This window comes from Verrucomicrobiota bacterium, from assembly GCA_016871535.1.
Lineage (GTDB): Bacteria > Verrucomicrobiota > Verrucomicrobiia > Limisphaerales > SIBE01 > VHCZ01.
Genome location: VHCZ01000008.1, coordinates 1 through 18,828 on the forward strand (window position 1 = coordinate 1; position 18,828 = coordinate 18,828).

The window sequence follows — 18,828 nt, forward strand, 5'->3', positions numbered from 1 at the left end:
GAAAACCACGCTGGAAGAGCAGCTCAAAGCTCTGTTCCGCCAGGTCCGAAAACAGTCCACACTATGATGAGTCAGCCGAACCAAAACTCAGATCCCCTTCGGTAAGCTTTTCCCATGAGTCAACGCGCGTCCAACAACAGCGCCCAATCACCTGCATCGGGCGCGTGTGGAGAAAACCATGCGCCTTCGGTCCTCTGCGCCACAGGCGGCAAATCACGCCAGGTGCCCAGGCGCGGATTGAATCAGCGAGCGCAATAGTTTCCGGCAGCGAGCGTGAATTTCGCCGAGCCGCTCTTCGGCAAATACGCCACGTAGCGGCGGCCAGCCTCGGCGAGGAGCAACGTGTTCTCTCCGGCCAGTTCGTCGCGCGGCTCGAGCTGCCACCACGGGAAGCTCGTGAAAAAAGTGACTGGCTCCTTCCGCGATCTGGGTAGGGACGGATTTCACTCCGTCCCTGACTTTTGTCTCCGGTCCGGGCGAAGAGTCAGGGACGCGGCGGAACGCGTCCTTACCAGGGATTGGTTTGCCCAATAGCAGCGGCGTGAGGCTGATGCCGTCGAGCGGCTTCTGGCTCGCCATCGAAATACCCGCAAGGTCCGCAAGCGTCGGCAAGAGATCAATGGCCCCGGCAATTTGCGGCACGCGCGTTCCCGCCGGAATGCGGCCCGGCCAGCGAATGAGAAACGGTGAACGCACGCCGCCTTCGTCGGTCGAGCCTTTGCGGCCTTTCATGCCGCCGTTCCAGCGCCAACTGTTCGGGCCGTTATCGCTGAAATAAATCACGATGGTGTGGTCGGCCAGCTTCAGTTCGTCGAGGCGCTGCAAGATGCGGCCGACGTTCCAGTCGATGTTCTCGCACATCGCAAGCGCGGCGCGCGTGAAGTCCAGATCTTCCTGGCCGGCGTCGTGGCTGCGCTTTTTCAAATCGGCCTTGGCGAATTTCTGGTAGAAGCGATCGGGAACCTGCATGGGCGAGTGCGGCGTGTTGTAAGGCACATAACAGAAGAACGGGCGATCCTTGCTTTTCTCGATGAATTGGATCGCGTGATCGGTCAGGTCGTCCGTGATGTAGCCCTTGCCTTTCGCCGGCTTTCCGTTGTGGTCCATGGGCGGATCGAAATAGCTGCCCCAATGACCGGAGGTGAAGCCGTAGTATTCGTCGAAGCCGCGGGCGTTGGGATGATACGGCCATTGCGTGCCGTTGTGCCATTTGCCAAACGCGCCGGTCGCGTAACCGGCGGCCTTGAACGTGTCGCCGATGGTCCTTTCGTCGAGATCCAGGCGCTCGCCGCCGGTCGAGACGCCGCGCACGCCGCCGCGCGGGTGATAGCGGCCCGTGAAGAATTCCGCGCGCGTCGGCGAACACACCGGACACACATAGAATCGATCGAAGATCGCGCCGGTCCTGGCGAGCGAATCGATGTTCGGCGTGGACAGATTGGAATTGCCGTTCACGCTCAAATCGCCCCAGCCCTGGTCGTCCGCGAGGATGACAACGATGTTCGGGCGGCGAACGGAGGCGGTGGCAGTGGCTGCCTCCGAGCAGACCCCAGTGGCGAGCAAGATACAGAAGAAGGCGAGTTTCGATTTCATGGTAATCTTCGCTGCAGCTTCTCGGTGAATGTGAATCGTTCCCCGGTGTTTTCCTCGAAAAGCAACTCGGAGGCGGCTTCGGCGGCAGCCACCGAAACCAGCGGAGCCTGGGCAGTAGAAGCCACGAAACACACGAACGACACGAAAAGCGATGTGGTTGGAGAGAACGATCTATTCATCTAGCCGGCCTTCCGCCTCAAATCTCCTGCTCTCGTGTGTTTCGCGACAATCCAACAGATTTTTGCTTTCCTGGCAAACTTTCAGGCACAGACCTTGAACTTGAAACCTTAAACTTTGAACTCCCAGCGCGGCAGCGCGGCATTCAATCGGGCTCTCGCTTTTCTGCGGCGTCAGGCGCGCTGGGTGAGGCAGCCCTTCCGGAAACGAGGTAGCTCTTCCCCGCAGAAACTCTGGGGTCTCGGATCCGCCGGCAGAAATAAGATGGAAAACGGCGTCGGTCCTTGGAGCGATTGGCTCCGAAGCCAGCGGCTCATCTGGCTACGTCGAAATTGTTGACGCTTCTTGATCGGGCTTATTGGGGTCCGCTTCGATCCGAGATGGCACATCTGGTAAGCGCCGTTTTGGTTGCCAGGGCTATTTCGAGAGTCGGCCTCCAAAACACCACGGAAGCACGGTTGAGCCACCGAGACTTCGGCGCGGTGGTGTTATCGTCGGCCTCGCTCAAGGCCCGCCGCACCACATGCGGGAGGTTCACGTCGAGCCGCCGCTTGAGAACACATCCGGTCGCGCCGCTCCTTAACGTGTCGATGATCGCGCCCACGCCGATTTGATCGGACACGAGCACGACCGGCACGCGGGGACATTTCTTGCGGGCGATGGCCAGCGCCGTGAAACCGCCCAGGCCGGGGATTCCGTAATCGGAAAGGATCAAATCCGGCGGGTGATGTTCGCTCTCATAAACGTAGCGCCGGCGGGTTTGCACGCGCTTGAAGCGAAACGCCAGCCCGCCGCCGCGCAACGCCGCCAGAATCAAGTCCACGTCCCGCGCGACATCCTCCACGAACAAAATCCGAATCGCCTTTTTCATAATCTGCTTCGGTCTATTTGAATTCGTGCGTGCTGACTCATTGCTCGGGCTCGCGCTTTGGCATGGGAAAGCGCCGAAAGAAGCAAACTGGCCAGCACAGCGATGATCGCGATCACGACCAACAGTTCGATCAGCGTAAAGCCTAACCGACAGCTCCGTTTCATGCGCATGGCATTACTCAGATCACGACTCCTCCGGCAACTCAGGAAATGAGTAATCCCTCAGCCAGAATGATTCAGACCGATGGGGAGCGCACGCGCCCTCGCGTGCTGTGGTCGGCGCCCTCGCCGACCACAATGGTGCCATCGAGCAAGTCACCATCGAAGGGACCATCTGACGCGGTCCTTCCGACTGGCGAGGCGCCAGTCGGAACACGCGAGGGCGCGTGCGCTCCCCAGAGTTCCAACTGGATCGTTCCGGCTCTGTGAAGGAGTACGGGGTCATGGCGCCTTCGTTTCGATCAGCGTCAACAGCGCGATTCGACTTCGCACTTGCTCCAGGTTAAGGTGATCGGCATGGCCAGACCCGATTCCGATCCCGTGGATTCGGACAAATCGCTCCGCCAGTTCTTCGATCACCTGAGCGTGGAGCGAGCGGCGTCGGTTTACACGCAGCGGAATTATCGCCAGGCGCTGGCCGAATTCTGCCGGTGGTTCCAGGAAGAGCGCCAGGCGCCGCCGTCCTGGCCGAGCCTCCAACGCGATGATTTTCGAGCTTACCTCCGATTCCTGGGCCGGAATAACCTGAGCCGGGCCGCGATTCAACTGCGATTCTCCGCGCTGCGTTCCTTCTACAAATTCCTGGTGCGCCGCGGCGGGGCGGAGACTTCGCCGATCAAAAACATCGCGCTGCCGAAATTGGAAAAACGGCTGCCCCGATTCCTGACCGCGTCGCAGATGCTGGATTTGCTCAAGGCGCCGCTCCTGGAACTTGATCTGTTGAAGCGAGCTTCGGATCAGCCCGTCGCTGAGACCCCGTTTCTCCGCGACGTGGCGCTGCTGGAAACGATTTACTCGTGCGGCCTGCGCGTCAGCGAACTGTGCGGGCTGCGGGCCGAGGACATCGATTGGGCCGGACAAGTCGTTCGCGTGCGCGGCAAAGGCAAGAAAGAGCGCGTCATCCCGATTGGCAAACCCGCGCTGACCGCGATCCAGCTTTACTGGAAGCAGCTTTCCGTGCCGCCGATCGGGGCGGTGCCGGTCTTTCTGACCGATGAGGAGAAGTTGAAGCCAATGTATCCGAGATTAGTCCAGCTTCGCCTCAAGCGTTATTTGGAGATTGCCAAACTGGATCCGGGTTTGACGCCGCACAAACTCCGCCACAGCTACGCCACGCATATGCTGGATGCCGGCGCGGACTTGCGCAGTGTGCAGGAATTGCTCGGTCATGCGCACCTGGTGACGACGCAGGTCTATACGCACGTGACGACCGAACGCCTGAAGAAAGCCTACGACGAGGCGCATCCCCGGGCCTGAGCGGCGCCGATGGTGTGTTTTCATTCGAGGCGAAGGCCCGAAGGGCGCCGAAGGGCCGGGGGATTCATGGGAAGCCCCCACGGTTCCCAACCATGCACACGGCCCATGAACCGAGCACTGCGCGGACCGCAGCCTTTAGGCTGCTTCCGGCCGCGCTCTGGAGTTCGGCGTTGAAGCGGCCTAAAGGCCACGGTCCGAGCCGGCGATTCATGGGAAGCCAAGACGGTTGTTGGATCGCTCGTTGAGACCGAGTAACTACACGGTGCAGTGTCCAGCTCTTACTGTAAGGCTGTCCGGTGCCGGCACGAAACTCTTTCTCCGTTCCCTCCGTTGTCTCCTGTTATTTAACTCGAACCGCCGTTCTCAATGCGGCACGCCGTGGGCGTGTTGCCAGGCGTGAAGGACGTGGCCAACGATCTCGTCCAGTCCCACACCGTGCTTCACTTGCGCGAACACGAATGGCCCGCTGCCGCGCATCTTTTTGGAATCGCGTTCCATCACGCCCAGGTCTGCGCCCACGGCGCTGGCCAGATCCGTCTTGTTGATGACGAGAAGGTCGGACTGCGTGATGCCCGGCCCCCCTTTGCGCGGAATCTTGTCCCCGCCCGCCACGTCGATCACGTAGATGGTGTAATCGGCGAGTTCGCGGCTGAAGCACGCCGCCAGGTTATCGCCGCCGGATTCGAGCAGGAGGACGTCCGGACGGAACTTCTGATGCAGTTCCTCCAAGGCCAGCAAGTTGGCCGAGATGTCCTCGCGAATGGCCGTGTGCGGACAACCGCCGGTTTCAACGGCGCGAATTCGCTGGGCGTCCAGGGCTTGATGCCGAATCAGGAATTCGCCGTCCTCCTTGGTGAAGATGTCGTTGGTCACAGCGGCGATGTTCAAGCGGTCGCGCAGCTTGAGGCAGAGTTGGAGCATGAGCGCGGTTTTTCCGCTTCCGACCGGGCCGCCGACGCCAACGGTGAACGCCCTCCGATGAAAATCGCGGTCCAGCGGCAGGTCCCGCTCATGAAAATGGCCGGGATGATCCGGGTGTTCGGGAGGATGGCCCTTGCCATGGTGGTCTCCGAAATGAAGCAGTAGAGTGGATTTCATTTTAGTCCTGTGACACGGAATTAGTCAGCTTTGAAAGAGTCGCGAATAAAGTCGATCCTGCGTTCCTTGCCAAAGATCGAGCAGTGGTGAAGTCTGGGCAATATCATCGAGCGCAAGCCGCTCGCATTGCGTGCGGATGGCTTCGGCGTGGGACGAAAGCTGAAGCTGGATCGCCTGTGCGTCCATGGGGCCGACGACGTTCAGCCGCACGGCTGCGGCGAGCAATGAGCGCAGGTGGCTGAAGAAGAAAAGCCGCGTGGCGAGTTCGCGGTTGAGGCCAAGCCGGTTTGTCACGGCGCCAAATACAGGGGCGTAGTGGAAGTAACGTAGGGCAGGCTTCCAGCCTGCCCAATTGAGCGAAGGGTCGTTGGAAGTCGTTTGAGACTGCAGGGCAGACATCCTCGAAACCGGCTGAGTGGGCATCTTTGTTCCGTCGTTCTGGCGGCAAGATGCCGCCAGAACCGGCAGGCTGGAAGCCTGCCCTACGTTCACGATCCGCTCGACCGCAGTGAAGAAGGCTTTGCCCTGCAGACGGCTTGCGCGGTTGGCGACGTGATTCGTCGTGAACGCGTCGCACAGTTCATCAAATTCCTCCAGCCGCTCCGGCTCGGCGTGCGCCGTGGCGACGAAAGGCAGGGAACTGTGGCCGAGCTGGCGCAAACTGGCTTCGAGAAAAGAGACAAGCTCCACACGGTTCCGCACTTCGCCATGCTGCCAGGCCGCTTCCAGTCCCGCGGAATGCGCAAACGAGCCGGTCGGAAAGGCCGAATCCGCCAGTTGCCACACGAGCCAGTCATTCCGTCCCGATGCGGACGTGAGAAAGCGTTGATCGATCGCGGATTGTTGAGTCAATGCCTCCATACTTCGCTGCTACACCAAAACGATTCAATCGATGGGGAGCGCACGCGCCCTCGCGTGCCGAGGTCGGCGCCCTCGCCGACCTCGGGCTTCCGTCCGAAACCGCCATTGCAGGACCTAACCGTTCCAACGACGTATCGACCGGCGAGGCGCCGGTCGATACACGCGAGGGCGCGTGTGCTCCCCAATTTCGATTGCACAGACACGGCTAAGTCAGAAGAGGAAATACCTCTGCGCGAGCGCTAACACGTTGGCCGGTTCGCACGCGAGCAGCTCGCCGTCCGCGCGGACTTCGTAGGTTTCCGGATCCACGGCGATTTCCGGCGTGGCGTTGTTCCATTTCAGATCTTTCTTGCCGATCTTGCGGCAGCCTTTGACGGCTTCGATGCGCTTCGTCAGGCCATAGCTTCGGGCGGTTCCTTTGCTCAGGCAAGACTGGCTGACGAAAGCGATGGAACACGGCCCCGAGGCTCGGCCGAAGCTCCCGAACATCGGGCGCATGAAAACAGGCTGCGGCGTCGGAATCGACGCATTGGGATCGCCCATTTGCGACCAGGCAATGACGCCGCCCTTGATGACCATCTCCGGTTTGGCCCCGAAGAACGCGGGCTTCCACAACACCAGATCAGCCAACTTACCCACTTCGATTGAGCCGATGAGGTGGCTCATGCCGTGGGCGATGGCCGGATTGATGGTGTATTTCGAGAGATACCGTTTGACCCGGAGATTGTCGTTTTCGCCTCGTTCGCCGGGCAAGCGTCCGCGCTGACGCTTCATCTTGTCCGCCGTCTGCCAGGTGCGAGTAATCACCTCGCCGATTCGGCCCATGGCCTGGCTGTCGCTGCTCATCATGCTGATCGCGCCCAGGTCGTGCAGGATGTCCTCGGCAGCGATGGTTTCGCCGCGGATGCGGCTCTCGGCGAACGCGACGTCTTCGGGCAAGTTCGGATCGAGGTGATGACAGACCATCAGCATGTCGAGATGTTCGTCGATAGTGTTCACCGTGTACGGGCGCGTCGGGTTGGTGGAGCTGGGCAGCACGTTCGGTTCGCCGCAGATGCGGATGATGTCCGGCGCGTGCCCGCCGCCTGCGCCCTCCGAATGATACGTATGGATGGTGCGCCCCTTGAAGGCGGCAATCGTGCCTTCGACAAATGTGGATTCGTTCAAGGTGTCCGTGTGGATGGTCACCTGGACGTCGTGTTCGTCCGCGACGCCCAGGCAACAATCGATTGCCGCCGGCGTCGTGCCCCAATCTTCGTGCAACTTCAGACCGATGGCGCCGGCTTCGATTTGTTCGGGGAGACCGGCGGGCAAGGCGGTGTTGCCTTTGCCGGTGAACCCGAAATTGAGCGGCAAATCGTCCACGGCTTGCAGCATCATCCGGAGATTGAACGAACCGGGCGTACACGTCGTCGCGCACGTGCCGACGGCTGGCCCGGTCCCGCCGCCGACCATTGTGGTCAGTCCGGCTGCGATGGCTTCATGCGCTTGCTGCGGGCAGATGAAGTGAATGTGTGCATCCAGGCCTCCGGCGGTGAGGATCAACCCTTCGCCGGCGATGACTTCAGTAGTGACGCCGACGATCATTCCAGGGGTGACGCCTGACATGACATCCGGGTTGCCGGCTTTGCCGATGCCGCTAATCAAGCCGTTCTTGATGCCGATGTCGGCCTTGTAGATGGCGGTGTGGTCCACGACGAGCGCGTTGGTGATGACGCAATCCAGCGCGTCCTGGTCACCCACGCCGGCGGCCTGGCCCATGCCTTCCCGAATGACTTTGCCGCCTCCGAATTTGCATTCGTCGCCATAAGTGGTGTGGTCCTTTTCAATTTCCAAAACCAGGGAAGTGTCGCCCAACCGGACTTTGTCGCCCGTGGTCGGGCCGAACATTTCGGCGTAATGCCGCCGTTTCATTTTGTGAGGCATGGGACGTTAAATGGGTTAAAAAAGGTTAAATCGTTAAATCGGTGAGATCTGATCGAGCGCACTTAAGCCGGAACGATTCTGTTGGAACTGGAGAGCACACGCGCCCTCGCGTGTGGCGACTGGCGCCTCGCCAGTCGGATCGTCGTTGAAACCATTGCACTGAATGGGATGGTTCAGTTCGATGGAATAGAGTCGGCGAGGGCGCCGACTCCAGCACGCGCGGCGCGTGCGCTCCCCATCTGATCTGAATCTCCGACGGTGGACAATTTCATGATTTCGTCGTGGCGAATCCCTTCTGTTTTGCCCGTGCCAATGCGGCCTTTCGACCTGCCTCTGAGATCTGGCCACTGGCAAGATTGTTTCCGCCGCGGATGATTTTTTCGCCGGCGATGTCCACGAGCTTCACCGTTTTGGTTTCGCCGGGCTCGAATCGGACGGCCGTGCCGGCAGGGATATCGAGGCGTTTGCCGTAGGCTTTGGCGCGATCGAACTCCAGAAAGGCGTTCGTCTCAATGAAATGGTAATGGCTGCCGACCTGAATGGGACGATCGCCAAGATTTGTCACGGGCAACTCGACCGTCGCGCGGCCGGCGTTGAGTTCGATTTCCCCTTCGAGTGGAGCGCAAGCGCCGGGGACGGCGAATACTTCCTCCCTACGAACCCACCCACTCCCAGCCCCTCCCAGGAGGGGAGCCACGATTGTCGCGCCTGCTTCAGCTTCCCCTCCTGGGAGGGGTGACGGGGTGGGTTCGTTAAGCGGAAGTTCGTCCTTGAATCTGGACATATCCGGCACAGGCAGAAAACTGCCGTGCAGGGCCAGCGCTAGATTGCCATGTTCGCTTGCGATGGGGTGATGCACGGTGACGAGTTTGGTGCCGTCCGGGAACGTGCCTTCCACCTGCACCTCGTGAATCATTTCCGGCACACCGGACATAACCTGGTTGCGGCCAAGCAACTGCCGGCCCAGGTTCATGAGTTCGGCGACGCGTTTGCCTTCGCGGATGAATTCGAGCAAGACGGCGGCGATCAGCGCAACGGCTTCCGGATGGTTCAGGCGCAGACCGCGGGCGAGGCGTTTCTGTGCGAGAAAACCGGCGTTGTGCAACATCAACTTTTCGATTTCGCGGGGGGATAAGTGCATTTTGTAATGGGTTGAATCGTTAAATGGGTCAAGTGGTTAAATGAGTGGAAGAGATTGAACGGTTTGCGCCAGCCAAATGCACGGCGGCCTTTTGCCCAATTTAGCTTATTTAACTCTCATACCCATTTAACCTTCTCGCGCTTTGTCACCACTTTCTGGCGAAGGGATCATCGCCGAGGAGTTCAGCGACGGGAAGGAGGTGGCGATGAAGTTCGCGTGCGACTTCTTCGACTCGATTTCCAGCGACCCGGAAGACGCCGCCGTCCTGCGCGGGACTGGCGCTGAAAACCACCGTTCCACCGCGAGGGACGGGTTGCCCGGAAACGCTCTCCAGTATTTGGGCCGCGATGCGACGAACGGGCGCGCCGAGAACCAGCAACAGCGCGAAGCAGTTGAAACGGCCCGTGCGATGCCGGCTCTCGAGAGAGCCCTCGGCGGAGTCGAGCAGCAATGAGTCCAGGAAGAGGGGTCTTCCGCGTCGGATGGTTTGTGCGGCGCGCTTCTCAATTCTCTGAACGGCATCGAAATCGGTTGCTTCTCCCTCACCCGAACCCTCTCCCGCTGGGAGAGGGGCAATGGGCGCTGTTTCTGCGAGCGCAGAGGACACGATTTCCTCCCTCAGCGGGGGAGGATCAAGGTGAGGGACAAGCTCTGGCACTCCCCGAGAGGTTCGTTTTTGAATGCTCCAGACTTCATTTCGGCTTTGAAAGCGCTGGAACGCCCAGCGCTCGCCGCGCGCGACGCGGCCAGAACAAAACCAGTCCACAAGCACAAGACCCGCGTCAGGACCAAGGTGAAACTCCTGGCGCTGGCTGTAAGTGGAATGAGCGAACGGCTGCGCCGGGTCGGGCGCAAACACCAAAAACGATCCGGCTTCCAACGTAGCCTGGGTTACGTGACCGCAGGGGCGGCAGCTCGGATTGCGGTAGATTTTTGTCGAGGCTTGCGTGCCGACAAAGCATCGGGCGCTCGCTCCAAGTCGCAGGTCAAGGCGCGTCTGGTCGCCAGCAACCAGGCCGCCGCCGAAACTGCTTGCGAAGGCCCAGACGCTTCGGCCCCGCGTCCGAGGCGTCAAGAGTTTGAGTGGACTCGTGGCGAAGGCGGAAGTGACGGCGCTTTCTCCGGCGACCTGCGTGACTTCGAGCACGGCGTGCCCGGCCGTGCCTCGGTAGATGTCGGTCGGCGCGATCATGGCTCACGGTCGTAAGGATCTCCATGGTTTCGAAAACGACTGCTCACACCGCGTGAAAAAGGTAGGGCGAGTCCGTCTCGGCGAGCCGCTCCGCGCGCTTGAAATACGTTCAGACCGGCTCGCTGAGGACAGGCTCGCCCTACCTGGTTCGCGGGAAAGTGCCCGGGCGCCGGGCACAGCGAAAAGCGCTAACCCATCCCTCATACGGTCAGGTGTTGCTTGACGATGTCGTCATTGAGTTCGGAAACGGGACCGTTAGCGACGATGGAACCGCGGTCCATGATGTAGAAGCTGTCGCCGACCTCCAGGCAGAAATCAAGATATTGCTCGACGAGGAGAATCCCCATTTTCCCTTCAGCGCGGACTTTATCGATCGCTTCTCCGAGAGCTTCCTTGACGCCGCGGTCGAAGCCGTTCGAACGGAGCTTTTTAATTGTCTCGCCGATGTGATCGATAATGTTGGGCTGGATGCCTTCGGTCGGTTCATCCAGGAGCAACACCTTCGGATTCGTCAGCAACGCGCGGCCAATCGCAAGCTGCTGCTGCTGGCCGCCGCTGAGCACGCCGCCCTTGCGCTGGAGCATTTCTTTCAGGACGGGAAACAATTCGAGCACGCGATCCATTTCTCCGTTGATTTTCCTTCCTTGAGCAATAGCGCCGATGCGCAGGTTTTCTCGGACCGTGAGGTTCGGAAAGATGTCGCGTCCCTGCGGCACGTAGCCGAGTCCGTGGCGGGCGCGATGCTCCGGCTTCAGGCCGACGAGTTTGGTGTCGCCGAGCTTCACGGAACCGGAATCGGTTTGAACGACGCCCGCGATGGCTTTGAGGGTGGTTGTTTTGCCGACGCCGTTGCGGCCCATAAGGCAGACGACCTGGCCCGGCGGCACGGTCAGGCTGACGTTGCGCAAGATGCGTGAGCCGTCGTAACTGACGCTGAGGTTGGTGAGGGAGAGCATTTTGTTCAGTAATCAGTAATCAGTGTTTAGTATTCAGTGGTTTGCGGTCGGGTGTTGGCTATGGGGGATTGGTTATTGGCTTTCTGGTCTTTCAATCAGCGGTCGGTGGCAGTCTGCAGTCGGTTGCGGCGGCTCGCCAATTGATGCGGCGCGTCCAGGAATGATCGCCAATCGCCAATTGCCAATGACGGAGCCCGGGGGACTGAAAACTGACCGCTGAATACTGATTACTGATTACCGAATTCACGCGGCCTCCGCCTTCTTCTTCCTCCCCAGATATACCTCAACCACGCGTTCGTCGCTTTGCACCTGGTCCACGGTGCCTTCACAAAGAACGCTGCCCTCGTGGAGCACCGTGACCTTGCGCGCGATTTGGCGGACGAACGTCATGTCGTGCTCGATGACGACCACGCTGTGCTTGGGAACCAGGCTCATGAGCAGTTCGCCGGTGCGCGCGGTTTCTTCGTCGGTCATGCCGGCGGTGGGTTCGTCCACGAGCAGCAACTTCGGGTTCTGGGCGAGCAACATGCCAATTTCGAGCCACTGCTTCTGGCCGTGCGCAAGGTTCCCCGCGATCCAATCCGCTTTGTCCGCGAGGCCGACTGTGTTCAGAATCTCCTGAATTTGATCGCGCTGCGCCGAGGTGACGCGCGAGAACAACGCCGCGAAAACGCCGCGGTTGCCTTGGAGCGAAAGGAGAATGTTCTCGAAAACGGTGTGATCCGTGTAAACGGACGGCGTCTGGAATTTGCGCCCAATGCCCAGCCGGTTGATCTGGTATTCGTTAAGGCGCGTCAGATCCGTATCCTTCTCGAATTCGATTTTGCCGGAATCCGGCTTGCTCCGGCCCGTGATCAGGTCCAGCAAAGTGGTTTTGCCCGCGCCATTCGGGCCGATGACGGTGCGCAACTCGCCGCGGTCCATGTAGAAATTCAGGTCGCGGATGGCTTGAAAGCCATCGAACGTCTTGTTGGCGCCTTCGATTGCGAGGATGAATTCGGGTTTCACGGGAGATCCTCCGTGGCCACCGGCCCGTTGGGCGCCTCGGTTTTCGCTGACAATGCCGGAGAGGAACGCGGCAACCAGCGCTGCTTCAAGGCGCGGAATTGTTCCGGCAGACCGGCGATTCCTTTGGGCGTGAAGAGCGTGACGAACACAAACAAGCCGCCCAGAATGAAGAGCCAGTATTCCGGCCAAGAATGGGTGGTGTAGCTCTTGAGCCAGTTCACGCCCAGAGCGCCCAGAATCGGACCCACGAGCGAGTTGCGCCCTCCCACCGCGACCCAGACCACCGCTTCCAACGATTTGTCGGGGGACATTTCGCTGGGGTTGATAATGCCGACTTGCGGAACGTAAAGCGCGCCGGCGACGCCTGAAATGATGGCGGCGAACACAAAGATGAAGAGCTTGAAATTCGCCGTCGCGTAACCGGAAAAGAGCACGCGATTCTCGCTGTCCCGGATCGCGCGCTGGATTTTGCCGAACCGGGTGGAAGTGATCCAGCGGCACAGAAGATACGTCGCCAGGAGCAGCAGACCCGACGCGATATACAAGGCGCGTTTGGTCCCGGGCGCATTGAGATCGTGGCCGAGCACATCTTTGAAATCGGTGAATCCATTGTTGCCGCCGAACGTGAAGTCGTTGCGAAAAAACATCAGACACGCGGCGTAAGTGAGCGCCTGGGTCAGGATCGAGAAATAGACGCCTTTGATGCGCGCGCGAAAGGCGAGAACGCCGAAGACCAGCGCGACCAGCGCAGGCACCCAGATCACGGCGCCCGCAGCGAAGGTGAAGTTCTGAAATGGAATGAACCAGGGCGGCAACCCGCCGGTTTCCGGAAAACGCTTGTCGAATTCGAGAAACACCATGTAGTCCGGCAGCCGGCTCTTGTAAACGCCGCGCTCGCCGATCATGAGGATCAAGTGCATGCCCATCGCATAACCGCCGAGCGCGAAAAACAGGCATTGCCCCAGGCTGAGGAGGCCGGTGTAACCCCAGAGAATGCCGACGCCCAGCGCCACCACGGCGTAGCACAGGTATTTTCCATACAACGAAATGGCGAAGCTGCTGACGTGGAAAGCGCTTTCCTTGGGCACGAACGCGTTCAGGCAAGGCAGGACGACCAGGCCGATCAAGGCCAGCAGCGTCAGCCAGAGTAGTTCGCGTTTGGGCAGGGGCATTGGATTTGTGATTTATGATTTATGATTTTTTCCAAAGTTCATCACCCCGATTCGCCAATCACCCAATCGCCAATCGCCAATCGCCAATTGCCCATAGCCACTCACAAATCGTAAATCATAAATCATAAATGCCCTCCTACCCTTCCAGACCGCGGGTCCGCGTGACGAACAATCCCGCGGGCCGCCATTGCAGGAACAGGATGATCGCGACCAGCACGGTGATCTTGCCCAGCACGGCGCCCATGAACGGTTGCAGCATTTGATCCGTGGTGCCGACGCCCCAGGAGGCGCAGACCGTTCCCGCCAAGTTGCCCACGCCCCCCAGGACGACGATCATGAAACAATCCACGATGTAGGATTGGCCAAGCTGCGGGCCGATGTTCCCGATCAACGAAAGGCACGCGCCCGCCAGTCCCGCCAACCCGGACCCGAACGCGAAGGTGATCATGTTCATGCGGTCCGTTCGCACGCCGACGCACGCCGCCATGTTGCGGTTTTGCATCACCGCCCGGATTTGCAGGCCGATCGCGGTTTTATTCATCAGCAAATAAGTCGCGACCACGATGAGAACGCCGAAGAGGATCAGGAACACTCGATTGTAAGCGAAGAGAATGTCCCAGGCCTCGTACGTCCCTTTCAGGCAGCCTGGCGAGATCACGGAGACGTTCGCGGCGCCGAAGATGCGGCGGAACGCCTGCTGCAAAATGAGGCTGACACCCCACGTCGCCAGGAGCGATTCCAACGGGCGGGCGTAGAGAAAGCGTATGATGCCGCGCTCCAACATCAGGCCAATCGCTCCCGCGGAAAGGAAACCCGTGACCAGCGCGAGCGGGAAATACCAATCGAAGAAGGCGAGCGGTTGCAGCTTGTCGTCTAGAAAGAAGCGTTGCGTCACGAAAGCCGCGTAGGCGCCGACCATGATCATTTCGCCGTGGGCCATATTGATGATGCCCATCAAACCAAACGTGATCGCCAGCCCCAGCGCCGCCACGAGCAACACCGCGCCGAGGCTGAGGCCGCGAAAGATGCGTCCCACCGTTTCGCCCCAGAACATGTAAGTTTCGATCTTTGCCAGGGAGGCGCCGGCGGCCTTCACGGTCTCGGCGTCGTATTTCTTCGGGTCGGCCTTGGCTTCAGCCAGAATTCTTTTCAGCAAGGTGGGCGCGCTGATCGACCTCAGTTCGCCAAGCGTCTCGATGCCTTTGCGCCGAGTCGGCGCGTCCTCGCTGGCCAACTGCGTGATCGCGACGGCCTCCTGCAACGCTTTGCGCACGACGGGCACGGTTTCCTTCTCCAGGCGCGCTTGAAAGACGGGCACGTAATCCGAGTTCTGCTCGAAGCCGAGGCGATTGGCGGCGTCGCGGCGGAATTTGGGATCCGGATTGGAAAGCGCCATCAAGTCGAGCGTGCGCTTGATGGCGCTGCGCAAGGAACGCGTGGTATCGACCGGCCTCAGGTCTCTCTCCGAAAAGAGCAACGGTTTTCCGGAACCGTCCTTTAGCAATTCTCCGTCCGCGACGCTAATCGCTTTCTGGCGGTTTTGTTCGTCGCCCTGCGGGTCGAGAATGTAAGCGATTTTTGTGTCGTTGGTTTCGTGGACGAAAACGCCGCCCTTGGGCCACGCGGCGAGCGTTTGAGCGATGAGGGGATCGCTCGAACTGACTAGCGATTGCACCAGTCCGATCTGGTTGCCGCCGTCGTCGAAAATGGCCTTGAGCAAGTTCGCGCGTTCGGCGGGATTGGCGTGCGTGAAGCTGGCGGTCAGCAAGAGGAGAAAGGCGAAGATCATGGAGGCTCCCTGTGAACCCACCCACCCCTTCGCTCCTTCCAGGGGAACTGGGACCTGCGACGCCGGACAGAACTCCCCTCCTGGCAGGGGAAGGGGTGGGCTCGTGGGCCGCAAGCAGGTCCGATAGTCACTCAGAGCTTCCTTTGAACCAGACGGTAGGGCGAGCCTGTCCCCAGCGAGCCGAGTCGGACGTGTTCCATGCACGTCGAGCGGCTCGCCGGGACGGATTCGCCCTACCGGGTTCATGAGCCGAGCGCATGGTTCTGAAACCAAGGGAACTTCGCATGAATCACGGTTCGTCCTCGAGGTTTTGGATTCCACCAGTCGCCTCTGCTCCTCGCAACCCTGGGCTTTGGGGCAGAATCCCGTTGGGATTCCAGATGGGATAATTGCGTGCAAGGAGCAGGGTCCTCCCACTTTTGCGAGGCGCCAAAACGCCGCTTCGACGCGGCGGCGCCGGGCGTTTGGCGGGAGGAATTCAAAAGCGGCAGAGGACTGAGGCAGTCCAAGACCCTGTCGCGCGGAGGAGTGTCCCCTCTGGTTCATGGTCCAATTCGCGGTTGTTGTCGTCCGACAAAACAAGGGGTGGGCCGCCTCCGGCCCACCCCTCTCACCAGCACCCATACAGGACCTCGTGGAGCAAGCACAGGATCCATGCACAGAAAAGGGCGCGTTACAGCTTCGGCAAAAACTTCTCGCTCCAGGGTTCGCCCGCAATTGCGCCGAGCGACTTGATGATCTTGAACTGTCCGTTCGGCAGCGTCTCGCCGATGAACACGGGATTCTTCAAGTGATGATTGGCCTGCATGGTCACTTCGCCCGTGGGTGCCTTGAATTTCAGACCCACCATGGCGCCGCGAACTTTGTCCACCTCAAACGAACCCGCCTTCTCGACCGCTTGCTTCCAGAGATACACTCCGATGCGCGAGAGGTTCATCGGGCTGCAAGTCACGCGGCCTTCCTTTTTCACGTCGCCCGGCGCTTTGGTCTTGAGCCAGGCGAAGAAATCCTGAGTGAACTTCTTGTTCTCGGGCGTGTTGACGGTTTGGAAGTAAGTCCAGCAACCCAGGTGGCCGACCAGGTCCTTCGTGGGCAGGCTGCGGAATTCGTCTTCCGAAATGCTGAAGGAGACGACTGGGCAATTCTCCGAAGTCAACCCAGCGTTGGCGAACTCTTTGAAGAACGGCACATTGGTGTCGCCGTTGAGCGTGTTGACGACGCAGGCCTTGCCGCCGGCGGAAAACTTTTTGATGTTGGCCACGATGGTCTGGTAATCCTGATGCCCGAACGGCGTGTACTCTTCATACACGTCGTGCTTGACGGGATCGAAGGCCTCGCCTTCCTCCGGCACCCGGAATCCTTTCGCGCGCAAATATTTTTTGAGCACTTTGTTCGTTGTGCGCGGATACACGTAGTCCGAGCCCAGGAGGTAGAACTTCTTCCGGCCATCCGCGATCAAGAAATCCACGGCAGGAGTGGCCTGCTGATTGATCGCCTCCGCGGTGTAGAAGATGTTCTTCGACTGTTCTTCCCCTTCGTACTGCACCGGGTAAAAGAGCAAGCCGTTGTTCCGCTCGAAGACGGGCAGCACGGACTTGCGGCTCACCGAGGTCCAGCAGCCGAATACCACCGCGACTTTGTCTTTGACGAGCAGTTGTTCGGCTTTCTCAGCGAAGAGCGGCCAGTTCGAGGCGGGGTCCACGACGACCGGTTCGATTTTGTGGCTTTTTCCGCCGATTTTGATGCCGCCGGAGCTGTTGATTTCATCGAAGGTGAAGAGCAACACGTCTTTCAGGGACGTTTCGCTGATCGCCATCGTGCCGCTGAGCGAGTGCAGCACGCCGACTTTGACGGTCTCGGCTGCCGTGGCGGTGTATGAGAGCGCCGCCAGGGCGAGCAGTTTGTTGAGTGTGTTTTTCATGGGCGATTTCGAGTTCAGTGGAGTGGTTTTGAAGTTTGTTTTGTTGCCAATCAATAGAGGTAAGTGACACCGACGCCGACCACGACCCGGTCTTTCTTCCCGTCGAAGCCGCCCGTGTAAGTCGTGTGGTCGTAACGAATTTCCGGTTGGATTTTCACATTGGGCGCCGGTCTCCAGTTGAGGGTCAGCGCGACGCTGGCGATATCTCCGTCGGCATCCGGCGACGTGACGGCGCTGCCCACGCGGCTGGCGCCGGGAAAGGCAATGCCTTTGATGCCGCCCCCGTCCTTGTCGTCCAGGTACTCCCCGCGCAGCGCAAGGCCAACCTTCGGCGTGAAATCGTACCAGGCCCAACCGCCCGCGGACCACAGGTCCGCCGACGCGCCAACCGAGGGATCGAACACGAAATAGTCGAACTCGAACCCGGTGTGGAATTGCTCGGTGATATCCATGCCGCCGATCACCGAACCGCCTTTGACGCTCATGGTCGTGGATTCGTCGCCGCCGAAGCCGATGAGGTTCATCCATGCTTTGGAGCACGGCTTGATTCCGATGCTGCCGATGACGGTCTTGCCGTTGTTCCCGTCGATGGGACCGGCGTACATGCCGTTTTGCACCCGCACTTTCACATCGAGCCAGTCCGTGAACGTGTAACCGGCCTGAACGCCTGCGGCCGGGCCGTTCCCGGTGAAGAACCATTGATAACCTTGGGAGAAATTCGGATTCGCCGCGCCACCGTCGCCGGATTCCCAGTTCAGCAACGAGATCAACTGGCCGGCCTTGATGTTAAGTCCCGTTCCGATGGGTGCGTTCAATTCGACGTAAGCCTCGCGCACGGCTTCGAAGCCCGCGGTGGGCGAGCCGGTGTTCAACACCGGCGAGTCTTCGCCCCAGATGAGGGACGCGCGGTAACCGGCGCCCCAGGTGTCACCGCTGCGCTCCGCAGCCGGGCTGGCCAGCGTGAGTTTGACCTTGTTCAGCGAAAATGAATTGTGCGTGGTGTTCCAGAGATATCCGTTGCCCTTGCGATCGGACGGCTCGGTGAAGTTGTAGAAATAGGAGGCCTGGACGAAGCCGCTGACCGTGATTTCGGACAGCGCTTTGATGGGGGTCGCGGAGCTATCCGCGGCGCTGGGCAGAATGCCTTCCTTTTTCGCGACCGTTTCCAGCGCGTCCAATCGCTTGCGAAGATCCTGGTTTTCTTGTTCCAGTTTCTCAAATCGGCCCGGATCCTGGGCCAGAGCCGTGATCGGCCCGGCGGCGAGCAGGGCGCCGCCGAGGCAGGCCCCGATTCTCACCGGGTTCGAGAGGGAACGTTTGAATGGAGTGGGTTTGGTTTTTTTTCTCATGAATGATGGGATTGATGACTATTGGCTGACGTGCGCATCCGGATGCATGACGCGTTACTCGCAGCCGACATGCCGAAGAATCGGATGGACGCGGAAGTGGCCGGCAAAAAAGTCATGCTTTCGATGAAGACCATTCATCGAAGCGGTCCGGACACGGCGGCGGAATGGAATTTGGCAGGAGAATTCTTCCGAAAAAACCAGCGCGCGCACCGAACAAAGGGAGCAAACGCGCGGCCCACGCCGTCTAATGGAATCGAAGCGTGACCAGGAAAACGCACGCTGGTCAAATCGGAGCAGAG

General features: G+C 59.9%; 16 protein-coding genes and 1 pseudogene. 2 read left to right on the forward strand and 15 right to left on the reverse strand.

The window, feature by feature from the left end:
- Positions 1-213: 213 nt before the first annotated feature.
- From FJ398_02210 to FJ398_02225, 4 genes and pseudogenes are all read right to left on the reverse strand, one after another.
- Positions 214-1,593, reverse strand: a complete 1,380-nt coding sequence (locus tag FJ398_02210; GenBank protein ID MBM3836772.1) for an arylsulfatase — start codon at positions 1,591-1,593, stop codon at positions 214-216.
- A complete protein-coding gene (locus tag FJ398_02215; protein ID MBM3836773.1) occupies positions 1,590-1,772 on the reverse strand; it encodes a hypothetical protein in 183 nt (60 codons plus the stop codon). The genes FJ398_02210 and FJ398_02215 overlap by 4 nt, the downstream gene beginning before the upstream one ends.
- 353 nt (positions 1,773-2,125) lie before the next feature.
- Entirely contained in the window at positions 2,126-2,641 is a 516-nt protein-coding gene (locus tag FJ398_02220) for a response regulator (protein ID MBM3836774.1), read from the reverse strand.
- A 44-nt stretch (positions 2,642-2,685) separates the two neighbouring features.
- Positions 2,686-2,805 (reverse strand): annotated as a pseudogene (locus FJ398_02225) (prepilin-type N-terminal cleavage/methylation domain-containing protein).
- A 351-nt stretch (positions 2,806-3,156) separates the two neighbouring features.
- Between FJ398_02225 and FJ398_02230 the strand changes: the two are divergent.
- On the forward strand, positions 3,157-4,116 hold the full coding sequence (locus FJ398_02230) for a tyrosine recombinase XerC (protein MBM3836775.1): 960 nt from the start codon (positions 3,157-3,159) through the stop codon (positions 4,114-4,116).
- Positions 4,117-4,479: 363 nt separating this feature from the next.
- Here FJ398_02230 and ureG read toward each other — a convergent pair whose 3' ends face one another.
- The 11 genes from ureG to FJ398_02285 form a co-directional block, all read right to left on the reverse strand.
- Complete coding sequence (ureG, locus tag FJ398_02235) at positions 4,480-5,214, reverse strand: urease accessory protein UreG (protein MBM3836776.1); 735 nt, start codon at positions 5,212-5,214, stop codon at positions 4,480-4,482.
- Positions 5,215-5,238: 24 nt separating this feature from the next.
- Positions 5,239-6,075 (reverse strand): urease accessory protein UreF, encoded by an 837-nt coding sequence (locus FJ398_02240; protein ID MBM3836777.1) that lies wholly within the window; start codon positions 6,073-6,075, stop codon positions 5,239-5,241.
- A gap of 210 nt (positions 6,076-6,285) precedes the next feature.
- Positions 6,286-8,001: an urease subunit alpha gene (gene ureC, locus FJ398_02245; protein ID MBM3836778.1), complete on the reverse strand. Its 1,716-nt coding sequence runs from the start codon at positions 7,999-8,001 to the stop codon at positions 6,286-6,288.
- Between the two features lie 268 nt (positions 8,002-8,269).
- Entirely contained in the window at positions 8,270-9,142 is an 873-nt protein-coding gene (gene ureA / locus FJ398_02250) for an urease subunit gamma (GenBank protein MBM3836779.1), read from the reverse strand.
- 145 nt (positions 9,143-9,287) lie between these two features.
- Complete coding sequence (locus FJ398_02255) at positions 9,288-10,334, reverse strand: urease accessory protein UreD (protein MBM3836780.1); 1,047 nt, start codon at positions 10,332-10,334, stop codon at positions 9,288-9,290.
- Positions 10,335-10,534: 200 nt separating this feature from the next.
- Positions 10,535-11,290, reverse strand: coding sequence for an ABC transporter ATP-binding protein (locus FJ398_02260; protein ID MBM3836781.1), 756 nt, complete (start codon positions 11,288-11,290; stop codon positions 10,535-10,537).
- Between the two features lie 243 nt (positions 11,291-11,533).
- Positions 11,534-12,298, reverse strand: coding sequence for an urea ABC transporter ATP-binding protein UrtD (urtD, locus tag FJ398_02265; GenBank protein MBM3836782.1), 765 nt, complete (start codon positions 12,296-12,298; stop codon positions 11,534-11,536).
- Positions 12,295-13,470 (reverse strand): urea ABC transporter permease subunit UrtC, encoded by a 1,176-nt coding sequence (urtC, locus tag FJ398_02270; protein MBM3836783.1) that lies wholly within the window; start codon positions 13,468-13,470, stop codon positions 12,295-12,297. Before urtC ends, urtD begins: the two co-directional genes overlap by 4 nt.
- A gap of 136 nt (positions 13,471-13,606) precedes the next feature.
- Complete coding sequence (urtB, locus tag FJ398_02275) at positions 13,607-15,883, reverse strand: urea ABC transporter permease subunit UrtB (protein MBM3836784.1); 2,277 nt, start codon at positions 15,881-15,883, stop codon at positions 13,607-13,609.
- 49 nt (positions 15,884-15,932) lie between these two features.
- Complete coding sequence (gene urtA / locus FJ398_02280) at positions 15,933-17,180, reverse strand: urea ABC transporter substrate-binding protein (GenBank protein ID MBM3836785.1); 1,248 nt, start codon at positions 17,178-17,180, stop codon at positions 15,933-15,935.
- A 50-nt stretch (positions 17,181-17,230) separates the two neighbouring features.
- Complete coding sequence (locus FJ398_02285; GenBank protein ID MBM3836786.1) at positions 17,231-18,529, reverse strand: hypothetical protein; 1,299 nt, start codon at positions 18,527-18,529, stop codon at positions 17,231-17,233.
- A gap of 42 nt (positions 18,530-18,571) precedes the next feature.
- On the opposite strand from FJ398_02285, the gene FJ398_02290 reads away from it, so the two are divergent.
- Entirely contained in the window at positions 18,572-18,793 is a 222-nt protein-coding gene (locus tag FJ398_02290) for a hypothetical protein (protein ID MBM3836787.1), read from the forward strand.
- Positions 18,794-18,828: the final 35 nt, after the last annotated feature.